Annotated in this window: 21 protein-coding genes, 1 tRNA gene and 1 other RNA gene; 12 read left to right on the forward strand and 11 right to left on the reverse strand. The window is 71.6% G+C overall.

All coding sequences use genetic code 11. From position 1 onward, the window contains the following. Nucleotides 1-123 precede the first annotated feature (123 nt). Nucleotides 124-312, reverse strand: coding sequence for a hypothetical protein (locus AB0H78_RS03845; protein WP_363232598.1), 189 nt, complete (start codon nucleotides 310-312; stop codon nucleotides 124-126). A gap of 84 nt (nucleotides 313-396) precedes the next feature. On the opposite strand from AB0H78_RS03845, the gene upp reads away from it, so the two are divergent. Beyond that, nucleotides 397-1,032 (forward strand): uracil phosphoribosyltransferase, encoded by a 636-nt coding sequence (gene upp, locus AB0H78_RS03850; protein ID WP_363232599.1) that lies wholly within the window; start codon nucleotides 397-399, stop codon nucleotides 1,030-1,032. A gap of 19 nt (nucleotides 1,033-1,051) precedes the next feature. On the opposite strand, the gene AB0H78_RS03855 is transcribed toward upp, so the two are convergent. Both AB0H78_RS03855 and AB0H78_RS03860 read right to left on the reverse strand, forming a co-directional pair. Further along, nucleotides 1,052-1,717 carry a LytR C-terminal domain-containing protein gene (locus tag AB0H78_RS03855; RefSeq protein WP_363232600.1) on the reverse strand — a complete coding sequence of 222 codons (666 nt, stop codon included), beginning with the start codon at nucleotides 1,715-1,717 and terminating at the stop codon, nucleotides 1,052-1,054. A 103-nt stretch (nucleotides 1,718-1,820) separates the two neighbouring features. Beyond that, nucleotides 1,821-2,117, reverse strand: coding sequence for a type II toxin-antitoxin system VapB family antitoxin (locus AB0H78_RS03860; protein ID WP_329120304.1), 297 nt, complete (start codon nucleotides 2,115-2,117; stop codon nucleotides 1,821-1,823). A 96-nt stretch (nucleotides 2,118-2,213) separates the two neighbouring features. Here AB0H78_RS03860 and AB0H78_RS03865 point away from each other — a divergent pair, with 96 nt between their 5' ends. Beyond that, a complete protein-coding gene (locus AB0H78_RS03865) occupies nucleotides 2,214-3,920 on the forward strand; it encodes a helicase HerA-like domain-containing protein (RefSeq protein ID WP_363232601.1) in 1,707 nt (568 codons plus the stop codon). Nucleotides 3,921-3,944: 24 nt separating this feature from the next. Here AB0H78_RS03865 and AB0H78_RS03870 read toward each other — a convergent pair whose 3' ends face one another. Next, entirely contained in the window at nucleotides 3,945-4,694 is a 750-nt protein-coding gene (locus AB0H78_RS03870) for a sulfite exporter TauE/SafE family protein (protein ID WP_363232602.1), read from the reverse strand. A 170-nt stretch (nucleotides 4,695-4,864) separates the two neighbouring features. On the opposite strand from AB0H78_RS03870, the gene AB0H78_RS03875 reads away from it, so the two are divergent. Then, nucleotides 4,865-5,743: a LysR family transcriptional regulator gene (locus AB0H78_RS03875; RefSeq protein WP_363232603.1), complete on the forward strand. Its 879-nt coding sequence runs from the start codon at nucleotides 4,865-4,867 to the stop codon at nucleotides 5,741-5,743. Here the strand turns inward: AB0H78_RS03875 and AB0H78_RS03880 are convergent. Then, nucleotides 5,740-6,012 carry a hypothetical protein gene (locus AB0H78_RS03880; protein WP_363232604.1) on the reverse strand — a complete coding sequence of 91 codons (273 nt, stop codon included), beginning with the start codon at nucleotides 6,010-6,012 and terminating at the stop codon, nucleotides 5,740-5,742. The genes AB0H78_RS03875 and AB0H78_RS03880 overlap by 4 nt on opposite strands. 206 nt (nucleotides 6,013-6,218) lie before the next feature. Here AB0H78_RS03880 and AB0H78_RS03885 point away from each other — a divergent pair, with 206 nt between their 5' ends. From AB0H78_RS03885 to AB0H78_RS03900, 4 genes are all read left to right on the forward strand, one after another. Further along, the gene (locus tag AB0H78_RS03885; protein WP_363232605.1) at nucleotides 6,219-6,431 is read left to right on the forward strand and encodes a DUF4287 domain-containing protein; all 213 of its coding nucleotides are present in this window, start codon (nucleotides 6,219-6,221) and stop codon (nucleotides 6,429-6,431) included. A 169-nt stretch (nucleotides 6,432-6,600) separates the two neighbouring features. Continuing rightward, the gene (locus AB0H78_RS03890) at nucleotides 6,601-7,971 is read left to right on the forward strand and encodes a hypothetical protein (protein ID WP_363232606.1); all 1,371 of its coding nucleotides are present in this window, start codon (nucleotides 6,601-6,603) and stop codon (nucleotides 7,969-7,971) included. A 60-nt stretch (nucleotides 7,972-8,031) separates the two neighbouring features. Beyond that, complete coding sequence (locus AB0H78_RS03895) at nucleotides 8,032-9,288, forward strand: MoxR family ATPase (protein WP_363232607.1); 1,257 nt, start codon at nucleotides 8,032-8,034, stop codon at nucleotides 9,286-9,288. After that, nucleotides 9,285-10,637, forward strand: a complete 1,353-nt coding sequence (locus AB0H78_RS03900; RefSeq protein ID WP_363232608.1) for a VWA-like domain-containing protein — start codon at nucleotides 9,285-9,287, stop codon at nucleotides 10,635-10,637. The genes AB0H78_RS03895 and AB0H78_RS03900 overlap by 4 nt, the downstream gene beginning before the upstream one ends. Here AB0H78_RS03900 and AB0H78_RS03905 read toward each other — a convergent pair. Both AB0H78_RS03905 and AB0H78_RS03910 read right to left on the reverse strand, forming a co-directional pair. Then, complete coding sequence (locus tag AB0H78_RS03905; protein WP_363232609.1) at nucleotides 10,586-10,783, reverse strand: hypothetical protein; 198 nt, start codon at nucleotides 10,781-10,783, stop codon at nucleotides 10,586-10,588. The two genes, AB0H78_RS03900 and AB0H78_RS03905, sit on opposite strands and share 52 nt — an antisense overlap. Next, complete coding sequence (locus tag AB0H78_RS03910; RefSeq protein ID WP_363232610.1) at nucleotides 10,780-10,962, reverse strand: hypothetical protein; 183 nt, start codon at nucleotides 10,960-10,962, stop codon at nucleotides 10,780-10,782. The genes AB0H78_RS03905 and AB0H78_RS03910 overlap by 4 nt, the downstream gene beginning before the upstream one ends. Nucleotides 10,963-11,114: 152 nt before the next feature. On the opposite strand from AB0H78_RS03910, the gene AB0H78_RS03915 reads away from it, so the two are divergent. The 3 genes from AB0H78_RS03915 to AB0H78_RS03925 all read left to right on the forward strand — a co-directional run bounded on the left by AB0H78_RS03915 (nucleotide 11,115) and on the right by AB0H78_RS03925 (nucleotide 13,480). Then, nucleotides 11,115-11,387, forward strand: a complete 273-nt coding sequence (locus AB0H78_RS03915; RefSeq protein ID WP_363232611.1) for a winged helix-turn-helix domain-containing protein — start codon at nucleotides 11,115-11,117, stop codon at nucleotides 11,385-11,387. A 105-nt stretch (nucleotides 11,388-11,492) separates the two neighbouring features. After that, the gene (locus AB0H78_RS03920; RefSeq protein ID WP_363232612.1) at nucleotides 11,493-12,383 is read left to right on the forward strand and encodes a helix-turn-helix transcriptional regulator; all 891 of its coding nucleotides are present in this window, start codon (nucleotides 11,493-11,495) and stop codon (nucleotides 12,381-12,383) included. Nucleotides 12,384-12,505: 122 nt separating this feature from the next. Then, the gene (locus AB0H78_RS03925) at nucleotides 12,506-13,480 is read left to right on the forward strand and encodes a hypothetical protein (protein ID WP_363232711.1); all 975 of its coding nucleotides are present in this window, start codon (nucleotides 12,506-12,508) and stop codon (nucleotides 13,478-13,480) included. A gap of 9 nt (nucleotides 13,481-13,489) precedes the next feature. Here the strand turns inward: AB0H78_RS03925 and AB0H78_RS03930 are convergent, their stop codons facing one another. The 3 genes from AB0H78_RS03930 to AB0H78_RS03940 are packed head-to-tail and all read right to left on the reverse strand — an operon-like array spanning nucleotide 13,490 to nucleotide 16,580. After that, nucleotides 13,490-14,722, reverse strand: coding sequence for a lipase family protein (locus tag AB0H78_RS03930; protein WP_363232613.1), 1,233 nt, complete (start codon nucleotides 14,720-14,722; stop codon nucleotides 13,490-13,492). Next, nucleotides 14,722-15,378 carry a TetR/AcrR family transcriptional regulator gene (locus AB0H78_RS03935; RefSeq protein ID WP_363232614.1) on the reverse strand — a complete coding sequence of 219 codons (657 nt, stop codon included), beginning with the start codon at nucleotides 15,376-15,378 and terminating at the stop codon, nucleotides 14,722-14,724. The genes AB0H78_RS03930 and AB0H78_RS03935 overlap by 1 nt, the downstream gene beginning before the upstream one ends. Nucleotides 15,379-15,431: 53 nt before the next feature. After that, a complete protein-coding gene (locus AB0H78_RS03940) occupies nucleotides 15,432-16,580 on the reverse strand; it encodes a metallophosphoesterase (protein ID WP_363232712.1) in 1,149 nt (382 codons plus the stop codon). Between the two features lie 266 nt (nucleotides 16,581-16,846). On the opposite strand from AB0H78_RS03940, the gene AB0H78_RS03945 reads away from it, so the two are divergent. Continuing rightward, nucleotides 16,847-17,494 carry a dihydrofolate reductase family protein gene (locus tag AB0H78_RS03945; protein WP_363232615.1) on the forward strand — a complete coding sequence of 216 codons (648 nt, stop codon included), beginning with the start codon at nucleotides 16,847-16,849 and terminating at the stop codon, nucleotides 17,492-17,494. Between the two features lie 70 nt (nucleotides 17,495-17,564). Here AB0H78_RS03945 and AB0H78_RS03950 read toward each other — a convergent pair. After that, nucleotides 17,565-17,649 (reverse strand) — tRNA-Ser (locus tag AB0H78_RS03950). Nucleotides 17,650-17,758: 109 nt separating this feature from the next. Here AB0H78_RS03950 and ffs point away from each other — a divergent pair. Beyond that, nucleotides 17,759-17,853: signal recognition particle sRNA small type (gene ffs / locus AB0H78_RS03955), an RNA gene on the forward strand. Nucleotides 17,854-17,899: the final 46 nt, after the last annotated feature.

The raw sequence follows: 17,899 nt of genomic DNA on the forward strand, positions 1-17,899 counted from the left end.
CTCTGAGCCCCGCCCAATGGGAATCGTGGCAGAAACGATGGCTCAGCAAGAGGTCTTCGGCCTCAGAACCTCGTGTCGCCCTCAGGAGAAGGGGGCGGGAAGCGGGCGGGAAGCGGCCGCGGGCTACCAGCGGAAGGTGCGCATACGCATCTGCTGACGCAGCCGTGCCACCTTGGCGCGCCTCGGCTGGACCCTCTCGCGCAGCTCCATCGCCTCGGTCCGCTCCCGCAGGAACTGGGCGCGGCGCCGCCTCCGGTCGGCGGCGCTCTCCTCACGCCCGGGCTCGCTGTTCTTCCGCTCGCGCTCCGGCATGGGCCGCACCACCTCCTCGTCCCTCCCCCCCTCACCTTCCCCGGACCTGCGGCTTGATGCCAGCGGGCCGGTTACCGTTGTCGTATGCGTATTCATGTCGTCGACCACCCGCTGGTGGCACACAAGCTCACCACGCTGCGCGACAAGCGCACCGACTCCGCCACCTTCCGCCGCCTCGCCGACGAGCTGGTCACCCTGCTCGCGTACGAGGCCACCCGGGACGTGCGCACGGAGGTCGTCGACGTCGAGACCCCGGTCACCCCCACGACCGGCGTGAAGCTCTCCTACCCGCGGCCGCTCGTCGTCCCGATCCTGCGTGCCGGTCTCGGCATGCTGGACGGCATGGTGCGGCTGCTGCCGACCGCCGAGGTGGGCTTCCTGGGCATGATCCGCAACGAGGAGACCCTGGAGGCCTCCACGTACGCGACGCGGATGCCCGAGGACCTCTCGGGCCGCCAGGTGTACGTACTGGACCCGATGCTCGCCACCGGCGGCACGCTCGTCGCGGCGATCCAGGAGCTGATCAAGCGCGGCGCGGACGACGTGACCGCGGTCGTGCTGCTCGCGGCGCCCGAGGGCGTCGAGGTCATGGAGCGCGAGCTGGCGGGCACGCCGGTGACGGTCGTCACGGCCTCGGTCGACGAGCGGCTCAACGAGCACGGCTACATCGTGCCGGGGCTCGGCGACGCGGGTGACCGGATGTACGGGACGGTCGACTAGGACCGGGCCTTATCGCGCCTCAGCACTTTCCGGAGGGCGCCTTCGAGGGGTGGACCAGTGCGTCCAGCGCCTCGGCGGCGTCCTTCTGCGTGCTCAGGGCCTTGAAGTCGTTGCCGAGGATCAGGTCGATGTCGCCGGTCTTGCGGGCGTCGACCTTCTGCTCGGTGCCGGCGAGCTGCGTACCGAGGACGGTGAACCCGCCCCTCGTCGCCTGCGGGGGGCCGAGCAGTATCCCGGTGCCGGTGACCTTGTTGTTGTACGCGGCCGGGGCGTTGCCCACCTTGCCGACGTCGAAGCCGCGCTTCTTCAGCTCGTCCGCGGTCGTCTTGGCGAGGCCGCCGCGGGCCGTCGCGTTGTAGACGTTGACCATGACCTTGGCCGGCTTGGGGAGGTTCTTCGCGGGGACCGCGGTCACGGGGGCCTTGGGCGCCTTGGTGACCTTGCAGTCGGGCTTCTGGTCGCCCGCGCCCGCCGCGGTGGCGACCTTGGCGGACTTCTTCGGTCCGTTTCCGGTGAAGACATCGATGAGCTGCAGCGTTCCCCATCCGGCGAGGGAGAGGGCGGCCGCTGCGGCCACGATCAGGGTGATCAGGCGGCCGCGGCGGCGGGGGCGTCGCATCCGCGGGTACCTGTCACCCGTGATGCGGTACTTTCCGCCCATGCCGGGGGGTGTGAGCATGCTCATGGGCGCAGCGTAGTGCGGGTCGGCCGCGATGAGTACTAAATGATCATTGGCTGGCCGCCGCGCGTGTCAAAAAAGGCCCAAAAGGCGCAGTTTCGTGCTTGGTTCAGCCGAGTTCGAGCACGCGGGCGTGCAGAACCTGACGCTGCTGGAGCGCGGCGCGGACCGCGCGGTGCAGGCCGTCCTCCAGATACAGGTCGCCCTGCCACTTCACCACGTGCGCGAAGAGGTCGCCGTAGAAGGTCGAGTCCTCGGCGAGCAGCGTTTCGAGGTCCAGCTGGCCCTTGGTGGTCACGAGCTGATCGAGCCGGACCGGGCGCGGCGCGACGTCCGCCCACTGCCGGGTGGATTCCCGGCCGTGGTCGGGGTACGGCCGGCCGCTTCCGATGCGCTTGAAGATCACACGGAAAGCCTACCGGGGAAGCGGCTCCGGGCGCAGCCATGGGGAGGCAGTGCGATGGTGGACAAACGCCCGCAAACCCGGAATCGGGGGCATGTGATGAGTGACAGTGAGCCGCTGGTGGCACCGGAGGCGTCCGTTCCAGGGGCCGAGTCCCCCGAGACGACGCCCCAGGCAGAGCCCCCGACCGCGCCCGAGACCGCGCCCGAGGCCGCGGCGCAGGCCGTGCCCGAAGTCGTACCCGAGAAGGTGACGTCCGCGCCCGCGCTGCCCCAGCCGGCGCTGGAGATCGCGGCCGGGTACAGCTTCACCGGGCCCGCGCTGGATCTGGGTGCGCTGCTCTGGGACGGGCAGTGCCATGCGGACGCCCAGATCCGGATCCCGCTCTCCATGCTCAACCGGCACGGACTCGTCGCGGGCGCCACCGGCACCGGCAAGACCAAGACCCTGCAGCTGATGGCCGAGCAGCTCTCGGCCAACGGCGTCCCGGTCTTCCTCGCCGACATCAAGGGCGACGTCTCGGGCATCTCGGTGCCCGGCGAGACGAACGAGAAGGTGCAGGAGCGCTCAGGCGAGGTCGGGCAGGCGTGGGAGGGCAAGGGCTTCCCGTGCGAGTTCTACGGACTCGGCGGCATCGGCCCCGGCATCCCGCTGCGCGCATCGGTGACGAGCTTCGGTCCCGTACTGCTCTCCAAGGTGCTCCAGCTCAACCAGACGCAGGAGCAGTCGCTCGGCCTGATCTTCCATTACGCGGACTCCAAGGGCCTGGAGCTGGTCGACCTCAAGGATCTGCGCGCGGTCGTCGCCTTCCTCGTCTCGGACGTGGGCAAGGGCGAGCTGAAGGGGATCGGCGGACTGTCCACGGTCACCGCAGGGGTGATCCTGCGGGCGATCACGGCCTTCGAGCAGCAGGGTGCGAGCGAGTTCTTCGGGGAGCCGGAGTTCGACACGAGCGAGCTGATGCGGCTGGCGCAGGACGGGCGCGGGCTGGTGTCCGTCCTTGAGCTGCCCGCCGTACAGGACAAGCCGCAGCTCTTCTCGACCTTCCTGATGTGGCTGCTCGCCGATCTGTACCAGCGGCTGCCGGAGGTCGGGGACCTCGACCGGCCCAAGCTCGTCTTCTTCTTCGACGAGGCGCATCTGCTCTTCAACGGCGCTTCGAAGGCCTTCTTGGAGTCGATCACGCAGACCGTGCGGCTGATCCGCTCGAAGGGCGTGGGTATTTTCTTCGTCACGCAGACCCCGAAGGATGTGCCGGCGGATGTGCTGGCGCAGCTCGGCAACCGGGTGCAGCACGCGCTGCGCGCGTTCACGCCGGACGACGCGAAGGCGCTGAAGGCGACGGTGAAGACCTTCCCCAACTCGCCTTACGACCTGGAGGAGTTGCTGACGGGTCTGGGCACGGGCGAGGCCGTCATCACCGTACTGAGCGAGAAGGGTGCGCCGACGCCGGTGGCCGCGACGCGGCTGCGTGCGCCGGAGTCGCTGATGGGGCCGATCGACGGGGCCGCTCTCGACCAGGCAGTCAAGTCCTCGCTGCTGTACGGGCGTTACGCGGAGGCGGTGGACCGCGAGTCGGCCTTCGAGAAGCTCACCGCCGAGCAGCAGGCGGTGGAGGCTGCCGCGGTCCTGGCGGCCGAGACCGCCGCGGCGGAGAAGGAGGCGGCTAAGGCGCCGAGCAAACAGGACGCCTCGCTGGCCCAACAGGTCGTCGGCAGCGGGATGTTCGCCTCGCTGGCGCGGTCGATGGGCACGCAGATCGGGCGGGAGATCTCGCGGTCGATCTTCGGTACGCGGCGGCGCTGAGGGCGGCTCCGAGGCTGCCTCGGTTCAGCGCACGATCATGATGACCGATGCCGTTGTGCCGACCACGACGATGACCCAGCGCAGGACCGTCGGCGGCAGGTTGCGGCCCACCTTGGAGCCCAGCAGGCCGCCGACGGTCGAGCCCGCGGCGATCAGTCCGGCCACCGCCCAGTCGACCTCGGAGACCGCGATGAAGACGACGGCGGCGACGCCGTTGACGATCGAGGCGAGGACGTTCTTCATGGCGTTCAGGCGCTGCATCGTGTCGCGGATGAAGGTGCCGAACAGGCCCATGAGCAGGACGCCCTGGGCGGCGCCGAAGTAGCCGCCGTACACCCCGGTGCCGAGCACGCCCAGCCAGAGCGGGATGCCGCCGTCCTCGCGGGCCTGGCGCTGCTGGGCCCAGCGGCTGAGGCGGGGCTGCAGGAGGACCAGGACGCAGGCGGTCAGGATCAGGACCGGGACCACCGACTGGAAGGCCTCGGCGGGGAGTTGGAGCAGGAGCAGGGCGCCGACCAGGCCGCCGACGAGGGAGGCGGCGCCGAAGCGGATCAGGCGTGCTCGCTGGCCCTTGAGCTCGCGGCGGTAGCCGTACGCGCCGGACAGGACGCCGGGGACGAGGCCGACGTTGTTGGAGACGTTGGCCAGGACCGGCGGGTAGCCGAAGGCGAGGAGGGTGGGGAAGGTGATGAGGGTGCCGGAGCCGACCACCGCGTTGATGGCTCCTGCGGCGATTCCGGCTCCACCGATCGCCACCGCTTCCAGGGGGTCCACAACTCGCCTTTCGTTGCCGTGCGTTGAGGCGGGTCGACACCCGTCCGGCATGTCGCGACATGTCTGGACGGGTTGCCGCCCTGGGGCCCTCAGAGGATCATCCGGGAGGCGCGTGACCCAAGTCAATCCTAGGGTTTTCTTGCATCGGTCTTAGGGATAGCTTCGCCCCCATGACCCTTGACGACCTCCGTGTCTTCGTCGCCGTCTGCCGTGCGGGCAGTCTCAGCGCCGTGGCCCGCGACCTCTCCTGTACGCAGTCGGCCGTGAGCCAGCACGTGAAGCGTCTGGAGCGGGAGGTCGGCGTGGGGCTGGTGGAGCGCCACCCGCGCGGGGTCGTGCCCACGGCGGCGGGGCGCATCCTGCGGGCCGCCGCGGAGGAGGGGATCGGCGGGCTCGATCTCGCGTTGCGGCAACTGGCCGAACTGGCGCGCGGGGACGGCGGTTCGGTCCGTATCACCACGGGGGGCACGACCGTACGGCACTTCATGTCCGAGGCGATCGTCGACTTCCGGCGGCGCTCCCCGGGGGTCGGCCTGGAGTTCCGTACCGAGAGCTCCAGCAAGAGCTGCTTCGACGCGCTCGCCGAGCACGATGTGGACCTGGCGTGGATCACGGTGGGCGCCCCGGTGCGCGGCATCGAGCAGCGGCCCGTCGTCGAGCTGCCGTGGGTGCTCGCGGTCGGGGCCTCGGATCCGCTGGCGTCGCGGGAGCGGATCGAGCCCGCCGAGCTGGCCGGACTGCAGCTGATCAGGCTCCCCGGGAACTCCACGTCACGGGCCCATCTCGACGCGAGCTTCCGGGAGTTCGGGGTACGGCAGGACGGCGGCACCGGGGTCGCCGACTGGGACACCGCCATGCACCTGGCCGAGCTGGGACTGGGCAGCGCGGTGGTGCCCGCGCTGCCGGGGCCCGTCCACCCCGGGCTGCGGCTCGTGCCCGTACCCGCGCTGCCGCCGCTCTCGGTCGGCTGGGCGGTGCGGCGGTGGACGGCGCTGTCGCCGCTGGCCAGGGCTTTTGCCGACACGGTGGCGCGGTACTGCGCCGATTAGTGGCGGTGGAGGCGGGGGAAGTGCTGGTGGCGTTCGGGCTTGGTGTGCTCCGCGGCCTGGGCCCGGCGCAGCAGCTCGGGCGTCATGACGTGGACGGTGCGGCTCTCGCAGCCGGGGCACTCGGCGTAGGCCAGCGGTGAGCGGACCGGGGTGCCGTTGACGAGGTACCTGGCGCCCTCGTGCTCGTAGCTCTCCTCCCAGGATTTCCCGCAGTCTCCGCAGGTGAAGGCGTACGTTTCCAGGGCTTGCGGGTCCGGCTCGGCTGTCATGGCGGGCCTCTCGGGTGCTCGGGTCGTCACACCAGAGCACCCCAGCCGGGGGCGCCCGGCAACTCGGCGGCAGGCCGCCGTACGCCGGCACGCGTGGCAGCCGGGGTGTGACGCGTGTCACGATCTCTGTAGCGATGACTCCGCCCCTTCGCCCAGGTCATACGGACAACACGACCACCACGACGCAGACGAACGGATCACCGGCCATGACTGAACCCGTGAAGGGCCCCGCCAGCTACTTCCCCTCCATCGAGAAGAAGTACGGCCGCCCGATCGAGGAGTGGAAGGGGCTCATCCGCTCCTCGCCCCTTACCAAGCACATGGAGCTCGTCGGCTGGCTCAAGACCGAGCACGGCATCGGACACGGACACGCCAATGCCCTGGTCGCCCACACTCTCGCCGAGGACAGCGGCAAGTAAAACCGGGTGCGGAGCCACCGGAGTGCACTTGGAGACCAGTGCGAGGGGTCTTCCGCATCCTGGCGCGGAAAGCGGGCTGACAGATTCTCGACGGGGTGCTTATGATCGTGGGGATGAACAACAACTCCTCGTACGGATCGGGGGAATCGTCCACGCAAGGTGAGTGCTGATGGCACTTCACTTCGCGTCCACGATTCCGTCCCACCTGTTGATGTGGCAGCGCGTACGCGAGTACGCCGTGCCACCGTCCATGATCGAGACCGCGACCGCACGGCGTGCGGCCGGTGACTGGGCGGGGGCCTGTGCCGCCGCCCGCGTCGACACCGATCTCGATCTGCGCGCCGTGCGCGACCGCCACGGCACCGCATTCGCCCACCGCCTCCGGGCAGACCTGCGCCGCCTGGCACCGGATCTGCTCCGCTGGCACATGCCCCGGATCGCCCCCGACGGGCGGCTGCGGCCCGGACTGACCATCTCCCTCTGTCGGTACGGCAGTTGGGGTGATGTGCCCGTGCAGCTGGTGGTGCGTACGCCACCGGCCTGGGCGGACGCAGGGCAGCGCATGTCGCTGACTCTCTGGGACGAGTCAGGGTCCGACGCCCCGGAGCACCATCCGCACCCGCACCCCGACCGGCGCTTCCGGCTCGACCTGCACCGGCATCTCTGGGACCCGGGGCTGAGCGGCGAACTGGGGCGCCGGTGCGGCGCCTCCGCACCGTCGGACTCCCCATGGGCATCGGCGCGTTGGGCCGACGAGGCCGAGCTGCTGCTGGCCGCCGAGGGCCGCCCGCGCGGGGCCTTCGCTGTACGGCTCGATGCGCGGACCCGCGCCGTACTCGAACTCACCGCGCCCGACGACAGCCACGCCCCGACGTTCCGGCCGCTCCTCGAAGCGCTGCCGGCGCAGGAGGCCGGCGCGCTCCCGGTGCTGCCCGAGGTGGCGGCCAGGGTTCTGCCGGATCTGGAGCTGCTGCGGGCCGGGCTGATCGCGCCCGACCGGCTGCACCCGCTCGTCGCCACCGCCCTGGCGGGGGTCGACGCCGCGGTGGCGACGCCTGCCGGTGCGGCCGGCGACCCGCACCGCGTGGAGTGCCGCGGCGAGATCCACCGGATCGCCCTGCGCGACGGGGTGCTGACGGCGGTCGACCACGACCCGGCCCAACTCGGCCGGGAGGAACTGCTGGTCGCCCTCGGCGGGCCCCCGTTGCCCTGTCTGCGCGCGATCGACGCCGTGCACCGTGACCCCGAGGCGCTGCCCGCCGTACGGGAGCGGCTCGGCCACGGTGACGTCGCCGGGGCGCTGCACGTGGTCGAGGGGCTGCTCGGTTCCCGTGCGGTCCTGCGCGACGGGCCACTGCGGGAGGAGCTGGAGTCGGCTGCGGAACGCCGCATCGACCACGGTCTCTTCCGTTCGGGTCTTGGCGACGAGCATCCCGCTGCCGGTGGGGTCATGCGCCGCCCCCGGATCGAGCGCCGTACGCCCTTCGCGATCCGCCGCAAGCGCAGTGCCCGCAGCCGGCCCCGTACCGGCATGGCGTGACCTGACGCCGCCCACGCGTCGTACGCCTCCACCACCCCTACTCCTCCCCAGGTGATGCCCATGATGCCCAGCACCCTCCTGCCCGCGACCGACACCCAACTCCTTGTCGCCGACGACCTGTTGGCCCTGCTGCGGACCACAACCACCGAGCCGCGCCCCGACGAACAGCTCGAAGCGCTCACCCTCGCCGTCGCCGCCGACCTTCCCGTACTGCTCTGGGGCGAGCCCGGCATCGGCAAGACCGCTGCCCTCACCCAGCTCGCCGCCTCCCTCGACCTGCCGCTGACCACCGTCATCGCCAGCGTCCACGAGCCGACCGACTTCTCCGGGCTGCCCATCGTCGGCGACGACCCGGCGGTGCAGGGCGTGCCGATGGCGCCCCCGCAGTGGGCCGTCGAGCTGGTCCGGGCCGGACGCGGCCTGCTCTTCCTCGACGAACTCTCCACCGCCACCCCGGCCGTCCAGGCCGCGCTGCTCCGCGTCGTACTGGAGCGGAAGGTCGGCGCGCTCCAACTGCCCCCGGGCGTAAGGATCGTGGCCGCGGCCAATCCGCGCGCATCGGCGGCGGACGGCTGGGAGCTGAGCCCGCCGCTGGCGAATCGCTTCGTGCATCTGTACTGGGTGCACGACCGGGACGTGGTCGTGCGCGGCCTCGGCGGGGTCTGGCCCCGGGCCGAACTGCCCCGTCTCGTACCGGAGTTGCTGCCGGAGGCGGCGGCGTACGCACGACGTGCGGTCTGTGGATTCCTCGAAGCCCGGCCGACGCTGATCCACCGGCTGCCGACCAGCGAGACCCGGCGCGGTGGTGCCTGGCCCTCGCCCCGGAGCTGGGAGGCGGCGCTGACCCTGCTGGCCTTCGGCACGGCGGCGTCCGTGTCGCGGGAGGTTCTCGCGCTGCTGGTACGCGGGGCGGTGGGGGACGGCCCGGGGCTCGAACTCCTCGCCCATCTGGACCGGATGGAACTCCCCGACCCCGAGGCGCTGCTCGCCGACCCGCCCACCGCCGAACTGCCGGAGCGGGGCGATCTGCGGCAGGCCGCACTGGAGGCGGTGGTGGCCGCCGTGGGGGCGCGCCCGCAGCGGGAGAGGTGGGAGGCTGGTTGGGCCGTGCTCGTACGGGCGCTGGAGACCGGCGCCCCCGACCTGCTGGTCGCCCCGGCGACGGCGCTGGCCGCGCTGCGGCGCGACGACTGGGAGGTGCCGCGGGCGGTGGAGCGGCTGGCCGCGGTGATCGGCCTGACCCGGGGCGCTGACGCGTCGGTGGGGCGGGTCGCGGCGGCGGACTCCAGGCGCGCGGTGGCAGGGGTGCGCCGATGACGGACACCGTGAAGCGTCCGGGGCCGCGCCCCCGTCCGCACCCGATGGCCCGCCCCGCGCCGCCGCGCCCGGTGCGGGTCACCGTGCCGACGGCGCCGGCCGGCCCGGGCACCGCGTACGACCAGCCCCAACTCCCGTTGGACATGGAGAAGTTGCTGACCGCCCGGCTGCACGCGGTGAAGGTCCGTCCGTATCTGGCCGGCGCGCTCTTCGCCCTGCACGTGGTGGAGGACCGGACCGTGCCGACGATGGCGGTGGACGCGCACTGGCGCTGCTACGTCTCCCCGGGATTCGTGGCGCGCATGCCGGTGGAGGAGCTGGCGGGCGTCTGGGTGCACGAGGTCTCCCACCTGCTCCGCGACCACCATGGGCGGGGCGAACGCTATGCGCGCGAGCACGAGGAGTACGGCGCGGGCGAGCGCCTGCGGCGCAACATCGCCGCCGACTTCGAGATCAACGACGACATCTACGGCGACGGTCTGCCCCGGCCGTCAGGGGTGGTGCTTCCCTCGCTGCTGGGGATGGCCAACGGGCTGCTGATGGAGGAGTACCTGCGTACGGGCTCGATGTCCGGACTCACCGCTGACCTCGCCTGGCTGGACTGCGGCAGCGGGGCCGACGGGCAGCCCCGGCCGTGGGAGCTGGGGCCCGACGGGGCGGACGGGCTGAGCAGGCAGCAGCAGGACGCGGTCCGCTTCCGGGTCGCCGAGGGGATCAAGGGCCGGCCCGGCAGGGCTCCGGAGGGGTGGCGGCGGTGGGCGGACGAGGCGTTCCATCCGCCGCAGCCGTGGCGGCAGTTGCTGGGGGCGGCGGTGCGCTCCGCGGCGGCCGCGTCAGGAGGCGGCGACGACCACAGCTACCGGCGCCCCTCGCGCCGGTCGGCCGCGCTCCCCGGCGTACTGCTGCCGAGTCTGCGCCGTACGCCGCCCAAGGTGACCGTGGTGATCGACACCTCGGGGTCGGTGAGCGACGCCGAACTGGGCAGCGCGCTGCTGGAGGTGGCGGCGATCGCCCAGGCGGTGGGCGGGCGGCGCGACCTGGTCTCGGTGATCTCCTGCGACACGGCGGCCCGGATCGCCGTCCCGCTCTGCCGCGGCGAGAACATCGCGCTGGTCGGCGGCGGGGGAACGGATCTGCGCTCCGGCTTCGAGAGGGCGCTCCGGGCGCGGCCGCGCCCGGACGTGATCGTGGCCCTGACGGACGGGCAGACCCCCTGGCCATCCGCACAGCCCCCGTGCCGCACGGTGGTGGGCCTCTTCCCGCGCCCGGCGTATGGGGCGGACGAGAACAATCCCGACTACGTCCCGGACACCCCGCCGTCCTGGGCCCGCGTCGTCATGATCGGCTGAGGGGCGCAGGCGCGGCAGGCGTACACGCCGAACCCGGGACCCGTGGCCTGGTGGACCTCCGCCACCAGGACGGGGTCGTCGGTCAGCATCTGGCAGTCGACGCACATGCGGACGGGGCGGCGGGGGTTGTCCTGTGCGGTGGTCATACGGCGACTCCTCGCAGACGCTGATCGAGATCGATGCCGTAGTCGGCGGCCAGTACGAGCGCGAGCCGCCTGCGGTGCAGGACGTGGGGCCGGAGCGGGTTTCCGGACCGGTGCCGACCGGCCCCGGGGAGTATGAGCAGCAGCAGCCAGGCGGCTGCGCGGCGGATGGCCTCGATCATGTGGGCGCTCCTGTGGGGGAGTTGCTGATGTGTCGGCGCTGAGCCCCTTCATGAAAGACGTTAACCACGGTCAACCTCGGTGAACCTCGGTCGACCGATACTGACCGAATCTGATGATGCATGGGCGGTGTCGGCTCGATATGTTCACGGTCATGTCTGAAGAGATCGACCCGTTGGCCGCCGAGTACCACTACACGCAGCTCGCGGACATCCTTGAACGTCGGATTCGAGCGGGGGAGTTCCCCCCTGGACTGCGGCTGCCCGCCGTCATGGCGCTGTCGGAGGAGTACGGGGCGGGGACCCAGACGGTCCGCCGAGCCCTGTCCATCCTCCGCGACCGCGGCCTCGTCGTGACCGTCCCCGCGCGCGGCACCTTCGTCGTACGGGAGCTTCCTGCGTCCCCGTCCCCCGCAGGGGACAACTGACGGTCGGCGCAGCCGCGCGGCGCACCGACCGCAGGCGGCGAGGGGCCGGTGACCAGTCGCGGCAGGGGCAGGCTGCCTCGTACGGTCCGGCCCATACTCGGATCCATGAACGCAAACGTGCGGCTCCGCGACTTCCTGCAGACGCGGCGCTCCCAACTGCAGCCCGCGGACGTGGGGTTGCCGACCTACGGGGAGCGCCGCCGCGTGCCAGGTCTGCGGCGCGAGGAGCTGGCGCTCCTGGCCGGCGTGAGCGCTTCGTACTACACCCGGCTCGAACAGGGGCAGTCCCTGAACGCCTCGACGGAGGTCCTGGACGCGATAGCCAGGGCCCTGCGCCTGGACGAGTCCGAGCGTCTCCACCTGCACGCCCTGGCCCGGTCGGACGAGCACCGCAGCCGGGGCAGCCGGCGGCCCGCCCCGGAGCGGGTGACCGAAGCGGCCCGCCAGCTCCTCGACGCGCTGGCGGACGTCCCCGCGGTCGTGGTCGGCCGCCGCAGCGACGTACTGGCATGGAACCGGCTGGGCCATGCCCTGTTCGCCGGACATCTGGATCCCGGGGCCGTCGACCGGTCGGCGGACCGCCCCAACATGGCCAGGCTGGTCTTCCTCGACGCCCACACCCGGGAGCTGTACGCGGACTGGCCGAGCAAGGCCAGGGCCGTGGTGGGGAGTCTGCGGCTGACGGCCGGCGAGCACCCGGACGACGCCGCTCTTCATGCGTTGGTGGGTGAACTGACCGCGAAGAACGCGGAGTTCGCCTCGATGTGGGCCGACCACCGCGTCACGGCGTGCACCGTCGCCGAGTACGAGATGCGCCACCCGCTCATCGGCACGCTGACCGTCACCCAGCAGACCCTGAGCCACGGTCCCGGCCCCACCACCGTGGTCGCCACCGCGGCGGCCGGCTCGCCCTCGCGGACCGCGCTGACCCTTCTCGGTCAGGCCATTGCCCCGGCCACCCCGGTACGTCCGGGATCCCAGGTCAGCACCGGCTGACCGGCCGCTCCACCCCGACCAGCCCTGGGCGTACGACGACGACGGCCCGGGCGCGAGCCATCCATTCCATCCCCTGTGCGCCGGCGTACCGCTGCCGCATGCCCGAAAACAGTGAGGGAACCATGTTCAAGAAGCTCTCCAGGACCGCAACGACCGCCGTCGTCATGGCAGTTGCAGCGGTCGCGGCCGTCGCGGCGATCAGTCCCGCGCCGGCGTCCGCCACCTCCGCCCCGCTGGACCGCGTACGGATCGCGGCCCATTTCGACCTGGACCGGGGCCAGTTGCCGGAGAACATCGCACTGGCCCCGGACGGCAGCGCGTACGTCACCTTCGCCTTCGCCCGCCAGGTCGCCGAGCTCACCCGGACCGGAGCGACCCGGATCCTGGCCACCCTGCCCGCACCGGCCGACGGCGGCGTCCACACCCCGGCCATGGGCCGCGCCCTGACCACGGGCATCGTTCGCGCCGATGACGGCACCCTGTACGTCCTCTACGCCACCGGCACCCCCGACCTCACCGGCCTGTGGCGCCTGCGCCCCGGCGGCGAACCCCGGCGCATCGCCGCGCTGCCCGCCACCGGCCTGCCCAACGGCCTGGCGCTGGACCCGTACACCCGCACCCTCTACATCACCGACTCCGTGCTCGGCACCATCTGGAGCGTGCCCGCCACCGGCGGCACCCCCACCGCCTGGTCAACTGCCCCCGAGCTGGCCCCAGACGGATTCCTCGGCGCCAACGGCCTGAAGATCCACAACGGTGCGGTCTGGGCCACCAACCTCGACCACGGCACCGTCCTGCGCATCCCCATCCTCCGCAGCGGGCGCGCAGGCACCGTCCAGACGCGGGCCACCGGCCTGCCCGGCATCGACGACTTCGCCTTCACCGGCCGAGGCGACCAGCTCCTGGCCGCCCTCAACGGTCCCGGCGAGGTCGCACTCGTCCAGCCCGACGGCAGCCACTCCACCGTCCTGACCGCCGCCGACGGCCTCCAGAACCCCACTTCCGTCGCCCTGCGCGGCAACACCGTCTACGTCCCCAGCGCGGCGTACGTCACCGCCAAGGACCCGAACCTCGTCCTCGCCCACCTGCACCGCTAGGGCGCGCGCTCAGAAGGTGCAGCTCCCGGTGACGGGCGTACCGGCGCGCCGGGCGTCCAGCCAGGCGATGGAGGCGTCGAGCGGGGCGTCGTCGATGGTGTGTCCCTGGTCGGCGTAGTACTTGAACTCCAGGTGCACGCCCTTGTCGCACAGCTCCCCGGCGAGCGTCCGGTTGAGGTTGCTCAGCACGTCGTGTCCGCCCTGCGGCAGCAACACCGGGACCGTGGTGGTGACTTCATTGCTCGCGCTGGCCTTGAGTGCGGCATCGAGCGGCTCCAGATCGGCGCCGGGCCGCAGGATGTCCGTGGTGGGCGGGATCTTGGTCTCGCCGGACATGCAGGGTTCTGTCCACATGCGGTTCGCGGCGGTCAGCGCGTGAGGGGTGAGGAGCTCGGCGGGTCTGACCTTCGGGTCGGCGGCCGCGGCCCCGTCGATGAGGGTCAGCAGCATTCCGGCGTACGGGGTGGCCACCGGGCTCTGCTGGGCGAACAGGGCGGGCATCCACTCGAATCCGACCGCCGGCGCGTTGGCGACCACGCCCTTGAGGTCGACTTCGGGGGCGTACGCGGGGGCGTAATGCGCGGTCCAGAGCGCCGCGTGCCCGCCCTGCGATCCGCCGTAGACGAGCGAGGTCGCACTCGTCTCCCTGGCGATCGTGCGAGCGGCGCGAAGGAGATCGAGAGTGGCGTACGCGGCGGACCTGCCATTGAGGTACGGGTGCCTGATCCCGGTCACCCCCAGGCCGATGTAGTCGGGCTGCGCGACGACGTATCCGCGCGCGAGGAGTTTCGCGACCGCGCTGGTGTCCTCGAGCCCGGCGAAGGCCGGCATACGGGACGGGGCGCACTTCGAGCCGATGCCCATCGTGCCGTGGTCCACGGCGGCGACGGGCCGTCCCCCGGTGGGTGCGGGCCCGTCCGGAACGGTCACCAGCCCACTGGCGGGCACCGGCTTGCCGTCGGTCCCGGTGCTCAGATACATCACCAGGAAGGTGTGCGTCGGCAGGGTGAGCTTCAACTCGGGTGGCGCGTAAGGGCGTTGGCGGATCACCGTGCCGGGCTTGCCCGGGGGCAGCGGACGGGGCGGGTCGTAGAACGCGTCGCCCTTGGGCACCGCAGTGGGCGCCGCCCGTCCCTCCGGGACGCGCTCGCCGCCGTCCCGGGAGCAGCCGGCGAGCGCCAGCAACGCGACGAGCGCGCAGGAGGCGGCCCGGCGTAACGCGAGGTGGCTGTGTCCGTGCATCAAGGACGATCTCCTTTGCGTACGCGGCTGCCGGGCGGCGGCGCCGGGTCCACGACCAGGGCGACGATGGTGTCGATGACACCGCCCATGTCCACGGTGGGGTCGAGAAGCCATTGGTGCTGGATGCCGTCCGCGGCGGCGAGAGCCAGCCGTGCGATCGCGTCGGGGGAGACGTCGGGGCGCATACGGCCCTGCGCCCGCAGTTCGGCGAGGCCCTCGCGCAGCGCGATGAGGATGTCCCCGTTGCGGACCTCGAAGAAGTCGCGCGCCGGGTGGTCGGGGAAGCCGGACGCGGCCGCCATGCTCACGTACAGCCGCACCAGACCGGCCACATCACCGCTGCGGCGCAGCGTCACGGCCATCGGCGAGATCGGGTCCGCGTAGGACTCCTGGGCGATGCGCTCCTTGGCGAGCCGGTCGCGCTCGGCCAGAGCCCAGATCAACAACCCCTCGCGCGAGCCGAAGTAGCGCAGGACGCCGGCCTGGGACATGCCCATACGGTCGGCGATCTCCTTGATCAGCGCACCCTTCTCGCCGAGCATCGCAAAGACGTCCAGCGCCACCGCGAGAATCTCTTTGCGGCGACGGACGCCTTTCGCGTAACGGCCGCGCGGCGTACGGATGTTGGCGAGCCGAGCGGCACGCTCCGGGTCCATGCGCGAAACGCTAGCCGCGTTCACTTTTCCCGTCTACGCCCCCGCAGACCGCGCTATGCGGTGGTCGGCGCCTCGCCGGACCGCAGCGTCAGCAGCGTGATCTCGCTCGGTGCGAAGACCCGGAAGGGCGGCCCCCAGAAGCCGGTGCCCCCGCTGGTGTAGAGCTGCGTCCGCTCCCCGTGCCGGCTCAGGCCGCGCACCACGGGCTGGTCGGTCCGTACGAGGTAGTGGAACGGCCAGATCTGGCCGCCGTGGGTGTGTCCGGAGATCTGCAGGTCGATGCCGGCAGCAGCGGCCTTCGGTACGTACTTGGGCTGGTGGGCGACGAGCAGGACCGGATGATCCGGGTCCGCCCCCGCCAGCGCACCAACCAGGTCCGCCCGGTGTCCGGCCAGGCCGGAGGACTCCGCGGTCACATCGTCCACGCCGGCCAGTACGAGGGTGTCCCCGCCGCGCTCCACGGCGACATGGCGGTTGTGCAGCGGCTCCCAGCCCAGCTCCGCCATGCGGTCCAGCCAGCCCTGGGCCTCGCTGCCGTACTCGTGGTTGCCGGTGACGTAGACCTTGGCCAGCCGCGACCGGACCGCTCCGAGGGGTGCGGACTGCGTCCGGCGCTGTACGGGGGTGCCGTCGGCGATGTCACCGGCGTGGACCACGACGTCCGCGTCGAGCGCGTTGACCGCCTCGGTGACGCGGGCGGACCAGCGCGCGCGGTCGATCGGCCCGTAGTGGGTGTCGGCCAGGACGACGACACGGGTCCCGTCCAGACCGCCACCGAGCCGCGGAAGGCGGACGTCCAGCCGCCGCACCCGGGGCACGCGCATGGCCTCGTAGTGCCCCCAGGCCAGCAGCCCGGCCGAGACGACGGCGACCGCCACGGCGACGGCCCTGGCCCGGCCGGAGCCGCCGACGCCGAGCCCGATCAGCAGGAGATGGACCAGGCCGCCCAGCACCGACCAGGTGAACAGCACCCACACCATCCCGAGGGTGGTGTCCGCGATGCGAGCAGCCCGGTCGCTGTGCCGTGGCCCGTGCCCCGCGACCATCAGGAAGGGGAAGGACACCATCCAGACGGCGAAGAGTGCCGTCCCGGTCAGGAAGACCGGGAGCGGCCAGTCGGTGCCTGAGGCGAACAGCGTCCACCAGGGCGGGAGGAACAGAACCAGCAGAACGAGAAAGACCACGGCCAGCCGTCGGCGCATGGACCGCCGGTTTCCCGTGCTCCGCCCGGCCTCGGGCCGGTCGGTGGCCGCGACGGTGTCCGGCCCGATGGATTCGCTGCCCGTGTCTGCGTCTGTCACTGCGTCTGTCACTGCGCTGCCCCTCACGTCCGCTGCGCCCATTATTCGGCACGGGCAGGCCGGTCCCGAATCGATCACGGAAGATCTTGTGTCCCGCCGTCGATTCGGCCACGCCTCGTTCGACGTCCTGATGTAGGACGACAGAACCGATGAGGATGAGGGAGCACATGGATCAGCTGCTGCGCGTGCAGAACTTCTCCGTCTCCGGCGACGGTGTCGCCGCAGGCGAGGGCCAGAGCCTGGAGCGGCCTTTCGGCCACGGCGTCGACCCGGGAAGGCTCTTCGCCTGGGCCGGCGCCACGGCGAGCTGGCCCAACCGGACCGACCCCGGGGGCAGCCGCGGCCTGGACGACTACTTCACCCGGGATTTCAGCCACAACATCGGCGCCGAGATCATGGGCCGCAACAAGTTCGGACCCCAGCGCGGTCCGTGGCGCGACGACGAGTGGCGCGGTTGGTGGGGTGACGAGCCGCCCTTCCACACGCCGGTGTTCGTCCTGACCCACCACGAACGTCCGTCGTTCACGCTCTCCGACACCACGTTCCATTTCGTGGACGGCGACCCCGCCACCGTTCTCGCGCAGGCTCGGGAAGCCGCACGGGGCAAGGACGTCCGGCTGGGTGGCGGGGTGACCACCATCCGCGAGTTCCTGGACGCCGACCTCGTGGACACCCTCCATGTGGCCGTCTCACCGGTGAAGCTCGGATCCGGATTGCGGCTGTGGGACTCGCCGGACGAACTGCTGGACCGTTTCCACCTGGAGCTCGTGCCCAGCCCGAGCGGTGTGGTGCATCACCTCTTCTGGCGCAGGTGACACTTCGGCGTGCGCGTGCCGGACAAAGCAGAAGGCCCGAACCGAGTGAACGGTCCGGGCCTTCCAGCTGCGGAGGATACGAGATTCGAACTCGTGAGGGGTTGCCCCCAACACGCTTTCCAAGCGTGCGCCCTAGGCCACTAGGCGAATCCTCCGCGACGAACAATACAAGACCGGAAGGGGTGCTCGCGAACTCGTTCGCGCTGCTCGGTCCCTGGTCGCTCCCGGCTCGTATCCCGGGCGGCGGATCCGCTAGGGTGGGGGTCAGCCCCTCACGTGGCGCTATCTGACTGAACTCCCCCAGGGCCGGAAGGCAGCAAGGGTAGGTTGGCTCTGGCGGGTGCGTGGGGGGCCCTTTGCGTTCGGCGGTCCTGGTTGTCAGTGGGGCCCGATAGCCTCGTATAT

Source organism: Streptomyces sp. NPDC050738 (assembly GCF_040654175.1).
Classification (GTDB): Bacteria; Actinomycetota; Actinomycetes; order Streptomycetales; family Streptomycetaceae; genus Streptomyces.